General features: G+C 68.1%; 14 protein-coding genes. 11 read left to right on the plus strand and 3 right to left on the minus strand.

The window, feature by feature from the left end; genetic code table 11:
• Positions 1-31 precede the first annotated feature (31 nt).
• The 4 genes from MICAU_RS20450 (at position 32) to MICAU_RS20465 (ending at position 3,294) form a co-directional block, all read left to right on the plus strand.
• Positions 32-1,003, plus strand: coding sequence for an IS481 family transposase (locus MICAU_RS20450; RefSeq protein WP_013287244.1), 972 nt, complete (start codon positions 32-34; stop codon positions 1,001-1,003).
• Positions 907-2,022, plus strand: coding sequence for an NsdA family TPR-like regulatory protein (locus MICAU_RS20455; RefSeq protein WP_490387453.1), 1,116 nt, complete (start codon positions 907-909; stop codon positions 2,020-2,022). The genes MICAU_RS20450 and MICAU_RS20455 overlap by 97 nt, the downstream gene beginning before the upstream one ends.
• A 2-nt stretch (positions 2,023-2,024) precedes the next feature.
• Positions 2,025-2,603 carry a GNAT family N-acetyltransferase gene (locus MICAU_RS20460; protein ID WP_145824159.1) on the plus strand — a complete coding sequence of 193 codons (579 nt, stop codon included), beginning with the start codon at positions 2,025-2,027 and terminating at the stop codon, positions 2,601-2,603.
• 232 nt (positions 2,604-2,835) lie between these two features.
• Positions 2,836-3,294, plus strand: a complete 459-nt coding sequence (locus MICAU_RS20465; RefSeq protein ID WP_013287247.1) for a PPC domain-containing DNA-binding protein — start codon at positions 2,836-2,838, stop codon at positions 3,292-3,294.
• 21 nt (positions 3,295-3,315) lie between these two features.
• Here MICAU_RS20465 and MICAU_RS20470 read toward each other — a convergent pair whose 3' ends face one another.
• From MICAU_RS20470 to MICAU_RS20480, 3 genes are all read right to left on the minus strand, one after another.
• Positions 3,316-4,557: an IS701 family transposase gene (locus tag MICAU_RS20470; protein WP_167545752.1), complete on the minus strand. Its 1,242-nt coding sequence runs from the start codon at positions 4,555-4,557 to the stop codon at positions 3,316-3,318.
• 308 nt (positions 4,558-4,865) lie between these two features.
• Positions 4,866-5,753 (minus strand): bifunctional diaminohydroxyphosphoribosylaminopyrimidine deaminase/5-amino-6-(5-phosphoribosylamino)uracil reductase RibD, encoded by an 888-nt coding sequence (ribD, locus tag MICAU_RS20475; RefSeq protein WP_013287248.1) that lies wholly within the window; start codon positions 5,751-5,753, stop codon positions 4,866-4,868.
• Complete coding sequence (locus MICAU_RS20480; RefSeq protein ID WP_145824154.1) at positions 5,753-6,973, minus strand: NsdA family TPR-like regulatory protein; 1,221 nt, start codon at positions 6,971-6,973, stop codon at positions 5,753-5,755. The genes ribD and MICAU_RS20480 overlap by 1 nt, the downstream gene beginning before the upstream one ends.
• 375 nt (positions 6,974-7,348) lie before the next feature.
• On the opposite strand from MICAU_RS20480, the gene MICAU_RS32030 reads away from it, so the two are divergent.
• The 7 genes from MICAU_RS32030 to MICAU_RS20515 all read left to right on the plus strand — a co-directional run bounded on the left by MICAU_RS32030 (position 7,349) and on the right by MICAU_RS20515 (position 17,302).
• The gene (locus MICAU_RS32030) at positions 7,349-7,483 is read left to right on the plus strand and encodes an FxLD family lanthipeptide (protein ID WP_013287250.1); all 135 of its coding nucleotides are present in this window, start codon (positions 7,349-7,351) and stop codon (positions 7,481-7,483) included.
• 102 nt (positions 7,484-7,585) lie between these two features.
• Positions 7,586-10,606, plus strand: a complete 3,021-nt coding sequence (locus tag MICAU_RS20490; RefSeq protein WP_013287251.1) for a lantibiotic dehydratase — start codon at positions 7,586-7,588, stop codon at positions 10,604-10,606.
• On the plus strand, positions 10,603-11,859 hold the full coding sequence (locus tag MICAU_RS20495; protein ID WP_013287252.1) for a lanthionine synthetase C family protein: 1,257 nt from the start codon (positions 10,603-10,605) through the stop codon (positions 11,857-11,859). The genes MICAU_RS20490 and MICAU_RS20495 overlap by 4 nt, the downstream gene beginning before the upstream one ends.
• 14 nt (positions 11,860-11,873) lie before the next feature.
• Positions 11,874-13,955, plus strand: coding sequence for a methyltransferase, FxLD system (gene fxlM, locus MICAU_RS20500; RefSeq protein ID WP_013287253.1), 2,082 nt, complete (start codon positions 11,874-11,876; stop codon positions 13,953-13,955).
• A 52-nt stretch (positions 13,956-14,007) separates the two neighbouring features.
• Positions 14,008-15,183 (plus strand): hypothetical protein, encoded by a 1,176-nt coding sequence (locus MICAU_RS20505; protein WP_013287254.1) that lies wholly within the window; start codon positions 14,008-14,010, stop codon positions 15,181-15,183.
• A 275-nt stretch (positions 15,184-15,458) separates the two neighbouring features.
• Positions 15,459-16,700 carry a methyltransferase, FxLD system gene (gene fxlM / locus MICAU_RS20510; RefSeq protein ID WP_013287255.1) on the plus strand — a complete coding sequence of 414 codons (1,242 nt, stop codon included), beginning with the start codon at positions 15,459-15,461 and terminating at the stop codon, positions 16,698-16,700.
• Positions 16,697-17,302 carry an AAA family ATPase gene (locus MICAU_RS20515; protein ID WP_013287256.1) on the plus strand — a complete coding sequence of 202 codons (606 nt, stop codon included), beginning with the start codon at positions 16,697-16,699 and terminating at the stop codon, positions 17,300-17,302. Before fxlM (MICAU_RS20510) ends, MICAU_RS20515 begins: the two co-directional genes overlap by 4 nt.
• Positions 17,303-17,426: the final 124 nt, after the last annotated feature.

Here is a 17,426-nt window from a genome sequence, read left to right on the forward strand (position 1 = left end):
TGCTGACGCCCACACGGAACCGGAGGTCTCCATGGCCCACCGTAATGCCCGGCTGACCATCCACGGCCGGCGGCTGCTCATCACGCGTGTCGTTGACCAGGGTCGGCCGGTGGCCCACGTCGTGAAGGAACTGGGCTGTTCTCGGGCCACCGGCTACAAGTGGCTACAGCGGTGGCGGGCCGAGGGCGACGCTGGTCTGCGGGATCGATCCAGCCGGGCTCACCACCAGCCGCACAAGACGCCCGCCCAGTTGGAGGCGCGGGTCTGCCAACTGCGCCAGGAACGCAAACTCGGAGCTCGCCGGCTCGGACCGTTGCTCGGGATGCCGGCCTCGACGGTGCACGCCGTTCTGACGCGGCACGGTCTACACCGCCTGGCCTGGCTCGACCGGCCCACCGGTCAGCTCATCCGCCGCTACGAGCGCGACCGGCCCGGCGAGCTGATCCACGTCGACGTCAAGAAACTCGGCCGGGTTCGCGACGGCGGCGGCTGGCGCATCTTGGGCCGCGACAGCCTGGAACACCGCCGTGCCCGCACCGCCGGCCGTGTCGGCTTCGACTACGTGCACTGCGCCATCGACGACCACACCCGTCTCGCCTACGCCGAGATCCACCCCGACGAGAAGACCGACACCTGTGCCGGCTTCCTCCGCCGCGCCGCCGAGCACTTCGCCACCCACGGAATCACCCGCGTCGAACGCGTCACGACCGACAACGCATTGACCTACCGCCGCGGCCGAGCCTGGCACCAGACCCTGACCGACCTCGGTGCCACCGCCCGCTTCACCCGCCGCTACCGACCACAGACCAACGGCAAAGCCGAACGCTTCAACCGCACCCTGTGCGACGAATGGGCCTACGCCCAACCCTTCACCAACAACCAGCAACGCGCTGACGCTCTACCCGCCTGGCTGCACACCTACAACCACCACCGCAACCACACCTCGCTCGGCGGCAAACCACCCATCAGCCGCGTCAACAACGCTGCTGGGCATTACAGCTAGCGCAGCCGCAGGGCGTAACGTCCGATGATGTGAGGCGAAGGACCGTGGTGGCGTTAGGTGTGATGGCCGCTCTCGCAGGCGCCGAACAGCGCCTACCAGACTTCACCAACGGCAGGGCACGCAAGATCGGTGTCGGCGACGTGGTGCCGTTGGAACACAGTGTGAGACATCTGTACAGCCTCGACTATCAGATCGGCGGCGGCAGCCTGTGGCAGGCCGCCGCCGCCAAAGTTCGCGACGGCTACTCGATGCTGGAACAAGGCTCCTACTCCCCTCCAACCGAGAGCCGGCTCCTCAGGGCCACCGCCCGACTGGAGATGTGCACCGGATGGCTCGCCCTCGACGCGGGCGAGCATGTCGTCGCACGCACACGCTTCACCGAAGCGCTGATCCTGGCGCGACAGGCGCAGGATCCAGAGGTCGAAACGGCAGCCCTTACCTACCTGGCAGGTCAGGCCAACTCACTCAACCGACCGCGAGAGGCCCTCCGCTTCGCCTCATCCGCCGCGCAGGTACCAACGATCAATCAGCACCCGCGCTTGGCCGCCATCCCCTGGCTGCGTCTCGCCGTCGCGTCATCGCTTACAGGCGATGCGCGCGCCTCCGAAACTGCCATCACGAACGCACGGAGGATCGTCGACCGCGACAGCGAGAAACCAGCCGCAGAATGGTGCTCCTTCCTGGGCCACACCGAGATCGATGGACTCCACGGCACATGCGAACTGACACTCGGCCGACCGGCCCGCGCGGAGAAGTTACTCGACAAAGCTGTCAGCGGCTACAGCGACGGTTACGCCCGAAACCGGGCGTTGTACCGCGTTCGGCTCGCCCATGCACGCCTCCTGCAGGGTGAACCGGTGGGTGCGGCCTACGCAGCGAAAGCCGCACTGGACGACATGGTTGGGGAAGTGGAAAGCTGGCGAGTCTCCACAGAAATGGCTAAGGTGTCACACCTTTTCGCAGCCCACCACGGCGTTGCCGGGGTTGACTCCTTTCTCGACCGATACCGAAAGACGTGACCATGGAGATAGACGAGCAGATCCATACCGTGCGAATCCGAAGGCTGAAACAAGATTCCTTCCACGAATACCGGGATGAGCTGATCGAGGTTTATGAAGAGGTATACGCGGAACAGCTGGATGATCCGTTCTTCTCGCCAGAGAGGTACTGGAGCCGGCTCAGGGCCTACGCGGCAAGGGACGGGTTTCGGGCTGTTGTCGGCGAGGTCGACGGAACGCTGATCGGATATGCCCTGGGATACAGGTTGCCCGCGGAGACGCGGTGGTGGCAAGGGCTGCGATCCGACGTGGACGTCAAGGCACTCGTTGAAACCGGCACCAGGACGTTTGCCCTCAACGAAATCATGGTGCGTAAGAGATGGCGGCGTCGTGGGATCGCACGACAGCTGCATGATTCCCTCATTGAGGAGGCTAGCGAGGAGAGAGCAACGCTACTCGTACTGCCCGACAATGTTGCCGCCCAGGCGGCATACCGCAGTTGGGGGTGGCAAAGGATCGGCGAACTTCAGCCCTTCGACGACGCCCCCGTATACGATTCGATGATTCTCGACTTCACTGAGTCGCGACCTGCGGCGGACTGATTGTGGCCGCGCCATCGACGTCTGAAAAGAATGCTGCTACTGTCTGCCATGGTGTTGATGGAACCCGCCGGAATCCACGCCGCGCTACCGATTGCCCCGGGGTACATCGCGCTGCCCGGGCTTGCTATGAACGAGAGGCGCCCGATCGCCATGACCTGGATTCCCGGTGGCGACATCTGGCACGGCGGTGTCACATCCTGGGCTGGCGATCGAGCGAAGGTCCCAGCAGCGCATGCGTAGCCACAATCTGACCCCAGGACGAATGATCAGTGTGGTTTTCGACCACAGTGACGACTTCTTCACCGCCCTCGCCGAAGCCTGCCGCGCCCACGACATCAAGCAGGGCTACATCCCGATGTTCATCGCCGGCTTGTCCACCGCCAAGATCGTCGGCACCTGTCAACGCCTCGACAATCCCAACGCCCCCGTCTGGACCCACGTCGACCTCACCAACGTCGAAGCACTCGGTGGCGGAACCATCGCCTGGGACGACACTAACCAGAAGATTCTCCCCCACATCCACATCACCGCCGGACTCAAGGAATACAGCGCTACCGCTCACACCAGCCATCTACTGGATGCCACCGTTCAATTCCTTACCGAAATGCTCATTATCGAGGTGGTCTCACCCGCCAGGCGTCGACTACCCAACAGCACCCTCTACGACGTGCCACAACTGCATCTCGACTAGTACTCCAGCCGGGGATTGTGATCACGGCTCGGTGAGGGCTTGCCGGGCGTAGTGGCTGGTCATGGCTCGTTGTTGGTGACGGCGTCGGCGTACGGACCAGAGCAGTGGGTCGCAGTGGCGGCGGGTGGGTTCGATGATCAGGATGTTGAACAGGTGGCGTAGTTCGTTGGCGGTCAGCGCGATCAGCCCGGCCGGGTCGGGACGGCTGCGGTGGGTGGTCGCGGCGGCGAGGAAGGCGTGGGCGAGGATCGCCAGGGTGGTCCAGCGGTGCCAGGACGTCCAGCGGCGGTTCTGGTGCTGGTCCAGGCCGAGTCCGGTCTTCGCGGCTTGGAACGACTCTTCGATCTTCCAGCGGCGGCCGGCCACCAGGACGAGGCTGCGTAGCGGGACGGTCTCGGATGCCCAGCAGCGGTAGAAGGCCAGCTCACCGGTGCGGCGGTTGCGGCGGATCAGCAGCCAGTGGTGCCCGCCGTGGGCGTCGGCGGCGTGTGGCAGTGCGGTGAAGGACCAGTCGTAGTAGCGGTAGCCTTTCGCGCCTCGACCCGCGGAGAGCCGCTGCCAGGCGGTGGCGGGAAGACCGGCGGCGAGGGCGTCAGCGCGGTAGACGCCAAGGCCGGTGGTCACCTGATGAGAGCAGGCCACGGCCAAGACGTAGCCCAGTCGCAGCTGTCGGAGCTGGGCTGCCAGGCGTGGATCGTTGCCGTAGGCCTCGTCGCCGGCTACCCATCGACACGGCAGCCCGGCGGTGACCGCTGCGGTGATCATCCGAGACGACAGCTGTGGCTTGGTCGCGAACCGCACCTGCTCAGGGACGCCGGCCTCGGCGCGGCGCTCAGGGTCGTCGCACCAGGATTTGGGGAGGTAGAGCGCCGTGTCGAGCATCGCGTGACCAGCATCGGTGGCGTAGACGAGGTGCACGGCCACCTGACAGTTCTCGATCTTCCCGGCGGTGCCCGAATACTGCCGCTGCACGCCGACGGTGTGCCGGCCCTTCTTCAGATCGCCCGTCTCGTCGATGACCAGCACAGCCTCAGCATCACCGAGGTGGTGGCCGACGAACTCACGGACATCGGCACGGACCTCGGCATCGTCCCACTTCACCCGGGTCAGCAGGTCCTGCATCCCATCCGGACCCGCGTCACCGGCATGCTCCGCGATCGTCCAGCAGTTTTTCCGCGGTAACGGCGCCAGCAAGCCCCGAACGAAGTCACACACCCGACGGCGAGGCTCTGGCCTGCGGAAACGCTGCCCGATCGTCAGCATCAGGTCGTCGAACAACACCCGCCACCGCTGGGCGTCTACCCTGTATCCGGCAGCCACCGCTGCATCATGGTCAGTCCACACAACCGCCCATGATCGACGGTGGCTGCCCTCGTTCCCGCACCACACCGAACCGCAGCTCAGCCAAGGTCAACAACCCCGGCTGGAGTACTAGCGCTCCCGGACCGGGCTTCGGATGGAGGCAGAGGCACAGGATGGCCCGCAACCTGGACACCATCATCACGCCCAACACGCTGCTCACGGAGGCCGGCGAGGGGCTTCCATCACATCGGCGGCCCGAGCAGCCGGGCTCAGGCGGAAGACGGCCTCTGTCGGCGGAGGCGAACACGCACGCCCGGACTTCCGGGGGAGATATCGGCCAACTCGAAGCCCGCGTGCGCGAGGTCTGCGGTGACTGCCGCGAGACCGCATCCCGGTGGTGCCTTTTCGACAGCAACCACGAGCTCGTCAACGCAGTTGAGGTTGTCTCGTAGTACACCGGCATGACGTCCGCCAGTGACGATGGCCGTGCGCGAGCCGGTGGCGTAGCAGGCCGACAGCCACCGTTGGAGATCGTCGCTCGGCTCCCCTGGCAGGGTGAAGTGTTGAGGGGTGTGTCCGCCCGGGGTGCCTTCTTCGATCGTCTTCTCGCCCAGAACGAGATCCGTCCCGCTGCGCAACTCCGCGGTTAGTTGCTCACAGCTGATTTGGCTGTCCTGGCCCTCGAGAGCGTAGGCCCAGGTCAGGTAGGGGCGGCGTCGGCGGATGGCGGTGAGCCAGGGACCGAGGACGGTAAGTGTCTCGTCGGGGAGCACGTTGGTTTCGACGTCGATGCCGTGGGCGGTGAGTACCGCGGCGCCGCCCTCGCCTCGGGAAGTCGGGTCGATGAGGCTGATGACGACTCGCGCGATGCCGGCGTCGATGAGTTCCTGACGGCAGGCTGGAGTGACGCCGACGTGGTTGCAGGGTTCGAGCGTGACGACAGCGGTGCCGCCTAGCGCGGCGGGGCCTGCTGCGCTTAGCGCGTTGACCTCGGCGTGTGCCTCTCCTTTGCGTCGGTGGTAGCCCGCGCCGACGGTCGCGCCGTGGCGGTCGAGGATGACGCAGCCGACGGGCGGGTTGGGGCTTGTGGTTCCCAGACCGAGCGACGACAGAATGATCGCTTGGCGCATCGCCGCGAGTTCGACGTTGGATGCCATCAGGTGACCTCCTGGAGATCATTGAGGAAGGCGTGGACCTCTGGCAGCTGCTGGTGCCCGCTGACTGTGGCGCCGAGTTGCGCGAGCTGATGCAAGACCCGTCGTGATCCTGCCCGGCGCGCGATGGGCAGCGCTTGGTGTGCCGCTGCCGCTGCCTGATCCGGTTGGTGTGCTGCGGCATGAGCCATCGCCTTGATCAGCAAGGCTGATGCGAAGTCCTGGCGGTGCCGGCGCGGAATCGCCGGAAGGGCTCGGTCGAGTACCTCGATCGCATCCTGGGGCTTGTGTGCCAGCCGAAGGCATGCCCCGCGGTGTACTTCGATATATCCGCTGGTGCAGTAGGAGCCGTGCTCGCCTTCCGGCTTTCCCGGGTAACGGTCCGCTGCCCAGCGGTGCGCGGCGTCCAGCAGACGCATGGCCGATTGGTGCTCGCCCGTCGCAGCGAGGGCGTGCGCGTGCTGCACGCGCAGCGCTGCACGCATTGGACGAGGGAGCTTCGGGTCGTGCAGCAGCGCGGCCTCTGCCTGCTCAACGGCTCGGGCGGCGCACCCCGATGACAACCATTGTTGACTGCTGCGGTACGTGGCCCAAGCGGTCATCGTCGAGTCCGCGATCTCGTCCGCCCAGGCGAGTGCCTGTCGTGTTCGGCGGTGGCCGGCGGCGTGGTCGTTGAGAGATTGGTGGAGCCATGCCGCGGATTCGGCGTACTGAGCGGCGAGGCGGATGACGGCGGGCCGAAGTGCTTCGGGCACCCTGGACAGGGTGTCCTCGATCGTGGCCAGTTGCCTCTTGACACCCATCAGTGTGTACTCGGGACCGAACATCTTGTCGTTCTGTACCAACAGATGCCACTGCTCGCGCAGGAGGTAGATGGCCTCGTCCCAACTACCCGGCTGAGGCTCGACCACCGGCCCTTGAGCTTCTACGCCGTCGCTGCGTCGAGGGCTGTAGAGATCGAGGTCTGCATCGGTGAGAGCACCGAGCACCTGGCGCAGAGCTTTCCGCCGCGCTTCGCTGGGCCAACGATGCTCGCCGCGTTCGAGCTTGCCGATCCAGCGGGAGTCGACGTATTGGGCGGTGACGTCGCGGCTGGGGTATATCCGATCGAGCGCCGCGTTGACCGCATCGGCCAATTCGCTACGGGACATGCGCTGGCCGGGCCGCACAGGTGAGGACAGCCGATGCCGGGCTTCGCTGAGCACGGTGTTCGGACTGATCATGGTGTCCGGATGACGAGGCACGACTTCCCCTTACCCAGCCTGCTGAGCCCTGCCGACTATGCCACCGGTTGTCTCGATCATCCAGCCTTCACACTGTCGCGCCGCGAGGGGGCGCGAAGTCGGACCGCAAGTCGGTATTCCCGCACTGTTAACCATGAGTGATCGTGTCATGTGTAGCTGGTAAGGCTTGGGGCGGCAGCCAGCCGCTTCGGAGCCGTCGTGGAGGTCACGGAAGACAAGTGTCGCTGCTCGGCCGGCAGCGGCAGCTCCCGCTACCCGATCCCGGCTGCGGAGGAAGCGCGAAGTAGCCGACGGGCTGGTGGCCGCGAGGTCTGCCTGCCCATCCACCCCGAAGTCTCGTTGGAGGGACCAGTCATGGAGAACCTGCTCGCCGTCAGCGGTGACCCGTTCCAGCTCGACGTGGAGATCGTCACGGAGGGCCCGGTCGCTGCCGCGTTGCTGGCCGACACGGACGACGGCTGCGACACCGTGAAGGGCAGCGACTGCTAGTTCGACGTACCGGCCGGTTCCGGTGGGTGGTCCCAGCCGCCCGCTGGAGCCGGCACCACGAGGCAGGTCCGCGGCAAGAAGACTCGACGACTGGAGGGCGGCATGTTTCGTATAGTTGATGCCGCCACCATTCGCATCGCGGCTCGCGTCTCGCCGGATCGTGAAGTGCCCTGGCCGCAACGGCATGATCCTGCCGGTGTCGAATCTTGGCTTCGAGCGACCTGGCGTCAGATAGGCGTCGCGGAAGCGGTCTGGGTAGCAAGTCCCGACTTCGCCGACCGTGTCGAGGCGACTCTCGCTGGCGCGAGGTTCGACGCCCGCCAGGCGTGGCGGACGGCGTTGGCATTGGCGCGGTACCTGGTCCGCGCACGCGGTCGAGCTACGCCGTTCGGGTTGTTCTCGGGAGTCGCGCCACTACGCCTCGACGCGGTAGCCGCAGTGACGCCGTCGGAGCAGTCAGCGATTTGTGTGCGGCCGGACGCAGAATGGCTTGCGTCGTTAATCGCGCGCCTTGAGACCGACCCGAACGTGCGCAACGGGCTGTTCGTCCAGGCCAACAACCTGGCGCGGGTGTCGGGGCTTCGGATCATCGTGCAGTGTCGGCCCCACGCCTCCGCGCCCGTCGACGGGGTTTCTTCGGTAAGGCGTACCGAGGCGGTGCGGCTGGCGATGTCTCTGAGTGCCGAGCCGGTGCGGTGGACCGAGCTCGTCGAGAAGATCGCTGTCGGCTATCGGGAGTTCCCGCGTGCGTCGGTCGAGGCTTTGGTCGCCGGCCTGGTCGAGCAGGGTGTATTGATCTCGGCCCTTAAGCCGCCGTCTACCTGCACCGACCCGATCAAGCATCTCCTGGACCAGCTGGACGCAGCCCCCCACATCGGATACGTCGGGCAGACGGTTGAGCAGCTTCAGGCGCTGCAGCGTCGCCTCGGTGCCACCGCAGGCCAGGCGATAGATCTTCGTGGGCTGGCCGCTCGGATGCGGGAGATGGCGGTAGGTACTCAGCCGTTGGCGGTGGATCTTCGGCTCGCGGATGAAGTCGTCGTGCCGCATCAGGTCACCGCGGAGGTCGTCGCATCGGTGGAGGTTCTGCGGCGGCTGACGCCACATCCAGAAGGGCGGCCGGAGTGGCGTGGATACCATGCTCGGTTTGTCGATCGGTACGGGATGGCGGCGGTGGTGCCGCTTGCCGAGGTGGTCGATCCGGTGGCCGGTCTGGGCTACCCGGAGCACTTCGACGGTGCCGACCGGGCGACGCCGTTGTCCGGCCGGGATGAGCGCTTGTTGGTGTTGGCGCAGCAGGCGGTGCTCGACGGCATCCGTGAGGTGGTCCTCGATGATGCGGCCGTGCGGGCGCTCGCTGGCCCAGATCACGACGAGGACAGTGTCAGTCCGCATGTCGACGTGTCGGCGGAGGTGCGTGCGGTGTCGTTGCGCGCACTGGAGGAAGGCCAATTCCTGGTCGTGGTGACGGGTATGGGCCGGTCGGCGATGGCGACGAGCGGACGCTTCCTCGACGTGCTGCCATATGCCGAGCGGGAGTTGATGCGCGGGAAGTTCGCGCGCCTTCCGGTCGCCGTGGAGGGGGCCATGCCGGCACAGGTGAGCTTCCCCCCGAGGAGGCTGCACGCCCAGAATGTACTCCGGTCCCCGCAGATTCTTCCGTGGCTGGTGAGCATGGCCGAGCACCGCCCGGTTGCCGGGGATGTAATTGGCCTCGATGACCTCGGCGTGGCGGCTGGTGCCGACAGGTTGGTCCTGGTGTCGATGTCACGGCGGCGGGTGGTCGAGCCGACTGTGGCGCACGCTGGCGCCGTGCACACCATGCCGCTGCTCGCCCGGTTCCTTGTCGAGCTGCCGCGGGCTTTGGACGCCCGGCTCAAGCCGTTCGATTGGGGCGCGGCGTCCTGTCTGCCGTTTCGGCCCGCCGTGCGGTACGGCCGGGTTGTCCTGTCTGCGGCGCGGTGGCGGATCGACCCGGCGCGGCTGCCCGGCGCCGACGCGAGCGACGGGGAATGGTCGGCGGCGTGGGCGGCGCTGCGGGAGAGGCTGCGGCTGCCGAGGTGGGTGCAGGTCGGCAGCGGCGACCAGCGGCTGCGGCTCGACCTCGATCAGGCCATGGACCGGTCGCTGTTGCGCGCCCACCTGGACGCCACCAGCGACGGGGCGGTCACCATCGTTGAGGCGGCGGGGCTGGAGGACTTCGGGTGGCTGTCCGGCCGCGCGCACGAGATCGTCGTACCGGTCGCCTCCACCGCGGCTCCGGCTGCGGTGCCGGCCGCGGTCGCGGCCCGGGGCTCGTGGCCGCCTCCGGTGCCCGCGGGCCCGGTTCTGCCCGGGTCGAGCGGCTTGTTGTCCGGATCTCTCGCTGTTGAGCCGTCGATGGTGGAGTTGGTGTTGTGGCGAGGGCTGCCGGCGCTGTTCGCCGACTGGCCTGAGTCTCCGATGTGGTGGTTTGTCCGGCTGCGCCGTCCGTACTCGCACGTGCGGCTTCGGCTGCACACCGACGACTACGGCGACGCGGCGGTCAGAGTCGGCCGGTGGGCTGCGGCGCTGCGGCGGCAGGGACTCGCGGGTGATCTGCGCCTCGACAGCTACCGACCCGAGACCGGCCGGTACGGCGACGGCCGGGCCATGTCCGCCGCCGAGGAGTTGTTCGCTGCGGACTCCCGCGCCGCCGTGGCCCAGGTAGCGGCGAAGGACGACTCTCCGCTCGACCGGCGGGCGCTGACCGCCGCGAGCATGCTCGACCTGGCCGCCGCGATGCTCGGCAGCCGCGACGACGGGTGCGAGTGGCTTGTCGCCCGGCCGGCACACCCCGGCCGAGCACCGATCGACCGAGGCGTCCTGCGGCAGGCGGTCACCGTCGATCCGACGTCCGTGCCGGAGCTGGTTCAGCGCGCATGGCAGGAACGATCGCGGGCCGCCTCCCGGTACGCCGCTGCGCTGTCCGCCTCCGGCAGCCCGCTGACTCCCGCGCAGGTGCTCACGTCGCTGGTGCATCTGCACTTCGTTCGCGCGCATGGTCCGGACGATGCTGCCGAGCAGGTCACGTATCGGCTTGCCCGCCACATCGCGCTGGCGGCGGTCCGCCGCCGTGCTCGCACCGCAGGAGCTGGCCGATGACTGTCACACTGCTCGCCACGCCGCTGCTCCGAGCGGCCGAGACGATGGCCTCCTGCATCACCGACACCCTGCTCCAGCCGCCCGCGCAGCCCACCGGTGTCGACTACGGGCCGCGGAGCACGCGTTGGTACGGCCAATCGCTGTCCAAAGGGGCCGCCGGCGTGGCGATCCTGCACGGGGTGCGCGCTCAGACGGAGCACGGGGGGTGGGAGCCGGTCCGCGCCTGGCTGCGCCGCGCGAGCGCGGAAACGCTGAACAACGGCACCGGAGCGGGCCTGTGGTTCGGCGCACCTGCTGTCACCCACGCATTGACCACGGCCATGCCGCACGCCCAACCGGCTGACCTGGACGCCCTGGATCACGCCGTCGCGGACCTGGCCGAGCGTCGGTTGGCCGCTGCCGAGGCACGCCTCGCGGCCGGCGCCCGGCCTGCGCTGTCGGAGTTCGACCTCGTCCGCGGGCTGACCGGCCTGGGCGCCCACCTGGTACGCCGTTTCCCGGACGGTGACCTGCTGCGCCGAGTGCTGGCGTACCTGGTGCGGCTCACCGAGCCGGTCGACGCCGACGACGCCGCCGGCCGGCTCGCGCCCGGTTGGTGGAGCGCGGACCCACCCGACGACGGAACGGAGCGGGGCGGACAGGCCAACGTCGGCATGGCGCACGGCATCACCGGCCCTCTGGCCCTGCTGGCGCTGGCCCTGCGTCAGGACATTCGGGTGCCGGGACAGACCGAGGCGATCGGCCGGATCTGCTCGTGGCTGGACAGGTGGCAGCAGACGAGCCCGGCCGGCCCGTGGTGGCCGGAGAAGATCACCATGGCGGAGTTGCAGGCCGGGCAGCTCGCCGTGAGCGAACCGGCGCGGCCGTCCTGGTGCTACGGCACTCCGGGGATCGCCCGCGCCGGGCAGCTCGCCGGGATCGCCCTCGGCGACCCCGGCCGGCAGAAGGCGGCAGAAGACGCGCTGTTCCGCTGCCTGACCGATCCCGTCCAGCTCGGCCGGATCATCGATCCATCGTTGTGTCATGGCTGGGCGGGGGTTGCCGCCACGCTCTGGTACGCCGCCGCTGACGCCCGCGATACCCGCCTGCCCGCCACCGTGCCCTACCTGATGCGCCTGCTGGTCCAGCACGCCACCAACGCGACTCCCGCGCCATCCGGTTTGATCTCTGGCCCGGCCGGCATCGCCCTCGCCCTGCACACCTTCGCGACCGGCACCGATATCCATTGGTCCACGAGCCTGCTGATCACCTAGACGAGGAGCACGTCATGGACCTCGATCCCGAACCCGACGCCGAGCGGCCATCGGGCGCAGGGCCGGTCAGTCGGTGGCGCCAGGTCAACCTGACCTTCACGAGCTGGCGGACAGCTGAGGAGTACGCCGCAACCCGGCTTGCCCCGGCGCTCGCCGTCGCCGAGGACGACGGTGCGATCGCCGCATTCTGGTTCATCCGCAAGGCCGAGACGTGGCGACTGCGGCTGCTGCCCGGTAGCCGGCTCGCTCTGGTCTACGCTCTGCTCGCCGACATCACCGCCGACGACCGCATTCGCGATGTCGCCGAGCCGATCTACCGGCCCGAGGCGTACGCCTTCGGCGGCGACCAGGCGATGACGATCGCTCACACCTTCTTCCACGCCGACAGCCGCCACGTCCTCGGCCACCTCGCCGCCGGCGGCGACCACCGACGAGAGCTTGGTGTGCTGCTCGCCACCCGCCTCATGCGCGCCGCCGGACTGGAATTCTCCGAACAAGGCGATGTCTGGCGGCACATCGTCACGCGTCGGCACCAACCCCACGCGCCCACGCCGAGCCCCGGGCTGATCGCCGCTGTGCAGCGTCTGGTCACCGCCGGCGACGACACGCCGCGCAGCCCGTTGAGCGTCAATCCGTCATGGTCGGAGGCTCACGAGCAGGCCGGCCGAGACCTCCGGTTCCTCGACCGGCACGGAACACTGACCCGCGACCTGCGCGGCGTGCTGACCCATCACGTCCTGTTCCTGTTCAACCGGCTCGGCATCTCGGCCACCGATACCTGGCTCCTGGCCACGGCCGCCGTGCACGTCACCTTCCACGCGTCCGACATCTCACCCGGCGACCGCTGCGCCGGGATCACCGACAGTAGGGTAAAAGCAGTGAAAACCTCCCAAACTGGGTATGAAGGTTCCCACGCAGCCGCGCTGCGCGAACAACTCGTCACCATCCTCAAGCAGCGCGGCCACATCCGTTCCGCCCCTGTCGAGAAGGCCTTTCGGACGGTGCTCCGCGAACAGTTCCTTCCCGGCGTCGACCTGGAGACCGTCTACACCCGCCGCCAGATCGTCACCAAACGCGACCCCGACGGCGCCGCGCTGTCGTCGGCATCGAGCCCCAGCCTCGTCGCGGACATGCTCGAACAACTCGACCCGCAACCCGGCGACCACGTCTTGGAGATCGGCGCGGCCACGGGCATCAACGCCGCCCTCCTCGCCGAAATGACCAGTCCTGGCGGCACGGTCACCACGATCGAACTCGACCAGGACCTCGCCGACGGCGCCCGCGCCGGCCTCGATCGCGCCGGCTACCACACCGTCGAGGTGATCTGTGGCGACGGAGCCCTCGGCCACCCCGAATCCGCGCCCTACGACCGGATCATCGTCACCGCTGGCGCGTGGGACATCTCCGCGGCCTGGTGGGACCAACTCGCCGAGCAGGGCCGCGTCGTCGTGCCCCTGCGGGTGCACGAGAGCGGCCTGACCCGGTGCTTCGCCTTCGACCGCACCGGCCCCACGACGCTGGTCAGCACCACGACGCCGCTGGTCTGCGGATTCGTGCCCATGCGCGGCACGGCCGAGCACACCGACCAGCACGTACGCCTCGACAGTGACGTGGTCCTCAAACTCGACGCCGGCGACAAGCCCGACCGCGCCGCTCTCGCCCGCGCCCTCAGTCACCCCAGGCACGTGCGCTGGACCGGCATCCAAGTCACCGACGACGACGCCATCGGCCACCTCGACCTGTGGCTCCTCAACCACACCAGCACACCGTTCGGCCGCCTCCGCGTCGGTGACACCGCCCGCGCCAGCGGGCTGGTTGCCCCCGCCTACCGCTGGGCCGGAGCCGCCATCTACCACGGCAGCACGATCGCCTACCTCGCCTTCCGAGAGACCGGCGACCGCCGCCTCGAAGTCGGCGCCATCGCCTACGGGCCGGACGCCGACAATCTCGCTGTGGAACTGACGGATCTACTCGGCCAGTGGGACGAGGCGGGCCGCCCCAACCAGCCCACCCTCACCGCTCACCGTGCCGGAACCCGCCCGGTCCGGACCGGCGACATCAGCCGGCCCGACACGGTCTTTGCCCTCTCCTTCTGACTGGGATGCCGGGGCGTTGCCCGGCCCGGCATCCGAAGGGGGCGCGGCCGGCATGCGGAGCACCACCGACAGCCGTCTGTTCCCCCTCGTCGCCCACGGCACGGCCCTTCCGCAGCAGATGAGGACACCCATGCCTCTGTCCCTCGCGCCCACCATGGCCACCCGATTCCCCCTCGTCGCCCGCAAACGCCCGCCGGCCAAACCGCTCGACGCACGGGTCACGCGCCTCGCCGGGCTCGCCGAGGCCGCCCACCGCGAACACGACCCGGAGAAGGCGTCCATGGTGTTCAACGGAGCCGCACTGGTTGCCTCCGACTGCGCCGACGCAGAACTCGCCGAACTCTGGTGTCACCGTCACGCGAACCTCTACCTCGACCGCGCCCCCCTCAACGGATACACCACCCGGTTTGCTCTCGAACCAGTCGTCAATCTCGCCCGCCTGCACATTCGCGCCGGCGACGGAGAACGCGCGTACCTGCTGCTCACCGGGCTCCACGATGCGGTCATCAACAGCGCCCCCATCGTCATTGGCCGATTAGAGATACAGCCTCGACAGCTCCCCGAGGAGGCTGAGGAACGCCAACAGATCAGCAACTGGCTCCGCAACGTCCTGCTTGCCGATGGAACCCGCGCCCTCACCGTCGCCGGCCACTGGACCGACGCCCTGACGCATGTCCAACGCTTCGACGGAATCGGGGCCGCTCTGCACGACGGGCGACAGGTCGCGGTCGTGGCCCACCTCGTCGACGGCAACATCCCCGCAGCTACCGCCGTCCTCGACCGGACCACGAGCGAGCAACCGTGGGAGGAACTGGTACGCGATCTGCTCTACATCTGGAGCGCAGCCATCGCCGGTGATCGAAGTCGAGCCGACCACTTGGAATTAATCGGCCGAGCATCAAAGTTGGCACCAGGTTCCGGACGTTCGGTATTTCGCACCCGGCTAATCCTCACCGCCCTCGACCTCGCCCCTAACCTTCCCACGACCGCCGCAGCCGGCCTGATCGATCGTCTAGCCGCAGAGGTAATCCAGGAACAGGACGCCAACGCGGCGCGTGATCTCCTCAACCACCCAGCCGTTGACCCCGAACACTACCGAATGCTTAGACAGATGATCAGCGCAAGCGGCCTCGGCATTGGACAACTCCCGAAAACCGCCCACCGCACCCTCTCGTCGGCACTCAACCTCGCCGAAACCGTGATACGCAACAACCAAGCCAACCGTTGAGTCCTTTTCCGAGAACACTGCCAACATGACGCACACCTTGCAGGAGCGCTATCGAAATTCTGGGCCATGCACGGAATGCCGAAGTTCCCACCGACTTCACATCCTGCGCGACGGCAAGGCTCGTGTTGGCAGCCAGCCTTCCCGGTAGGGCGACGGTGCAGGGGCCGACGCCTTCCAAGAGCGACTCCATGCCCGGCATGTTTTGTCGCATGCGCCCAATATTGTCGGTCCGCGCCTTCACATCCCCCTGATGCCTACCTACAGGAGGTCAGACCATGGTTGGTTCCGTGCTCGACACCAGCTCCGCCGATGAGGCCCGTGCCCGGCTCGCCGACCGGCTCGTTGCCGGCCGGAGGATCACCTCGCCGGCGGTGGAGGCGGCGTTTCGCCGGGTGCCTCGACATCTGTTCGCCACCGACGGCGTCAGCGTCGACGCCGCGTACGCCGATGATGTGGTCATCACCAGACGCGACCGGGACGGGCGGGCGACGAGTTCGATCTCCGCGCCGTGGCTGCAGGCGTACATGCTGGAACAGGCCGGGCTGCGGCCCGGCGCCCGGGTTCTTGAGATCGGCTCCGGTGGCTACAACGCCGCGCTGATCGCCGACGTCGTCGGCCCGGACGGCATGGTCGTCACCGTCGACATCGACGCCGACGTCATCGACCGCGCCCGCACCGGCCTGGACCATGCCGGCTACCGGCAGGTGACGGTCGTACACGGTGACGGCGAGTACGGACACCAGCCCGGCGCCCCGTATGACGCCATCATCGTCACCGTGGAGACACCGGATGTTGCACCGGCCTGGCTCGACCAGCTCGCCCCGGCCGGTGCGCTCCTCGTGCCGCTGCGGATACGCGGCATGACCCGGTGCCTCACCCTGCGACGCCACGAGGATCATCTTCGGGCCACTGCGGCGCTGCAGTGCGGGTTCGTGCCGATGCAGGGCGACGGACGCCATCCCACCCGCCGCCTGGCCCTGCGCGGCGACGACATCGTCGTGCACCTGGACGACACCAGCACCGAGGTGAGCCGGGACGCCCTCACCGCGGCGCTACACACGCGCCGGCTGGACGCCTGGTCGCCGGTCACCATCGCCATCAGTGACGGGTCTTCGTTCGAGTCGCTGCACCTGTGGCTGGCCAGCCAGCCCCGGCCCTTCGGCACGCTCACCGTCGACCGCGAACGCGCCGCGGGCCTGGTCGACCCGCAAGACCGGTTCGTCTGCCCGACCCTGCTCACCACCGGCAGCTTCGCCTACCTCGCGATGCGCACACTCGACGACACCACCTGGCAGTTCGGCGCCCACGGCTTCGGACCCGACGCCGACACCCTGACCGCCGACATGCTCGACCTCATCACGGTCTGGGACCACCACCACCGACACGGCCCCGGCCCGACCATCACCGTGCACCCCACCGGCACCCACCCGCCCACACCCGATGGATCCCAACTGCTCGTCACCCGCCGCCACGCCGCGATAACCGTCACCTGGTCCGCTCCGGAGCAGCCGCAGTGACCGCCGATCTGTCGCGCATCCAACGCGATTCCCCGGGGCCGCCGACGTTGGTGATCATTCGGGGTAACTCCGGCAGCGGAAAGACCACGGCCGCCCGCGAGACTCGGCGGCGCTTCGGTCGCGGAGCCGCCCTCTTGGAGCAGGACTACCTGCGGAGAACCCTGCTCAGGGAACACGACAGCGCCCACATCCAACCGGTCGCCCCGACGTTCATCACCGCAACCGCCCGCACCGCCCTCGACCTGGGCTACCACGTCATCGTCGAAGGCATCCTGCACACCGAGCGCTACGCCACCGTCCTGCACCACCTCATCGACTGGCATCCCGGACCGGTAGCCGTGTTCTACCTGGACGTGTCCTTCGACGAAACCGTCCGCCGCCACCTCAACCGCGACGAGCCCATCCCCGTCACCCCCGACGAGATGCGCCGCTGGTACACCCACCGCGACCTGCTCGACGTTCCCGGCGAAACCGTCATCGGCGAAACCAGCACCGTCGAGCAAACGGTCACCACCATCCTGCACACCAGCGGCCTCACCACCGCGACACCGCAGACGCCCTGCCCACAGCGTTGCCGGCACTGCGCCCGCAAAACCAACTAGGCCGCTGCCCCCACCGCAGCGGTCTGCTGACATCACGTGCGGACTCAGGCCGTGCCTCAACACGCTCAGACCCGCCCACGGGGACAGACCACAGCCCGGCGGCTGGCTGGTGCCTGGGCGGCAC

Source organism: Micromonospora aurantiaca ATCC 27029 (assembly GCF_000145235.1).
Lineage (GTDB): Bacteria > Actinomycetota > Actinomycetes > Mycobacteriales > Micromonosporaceae > Micromonospora > Micromonospora aurantiaca.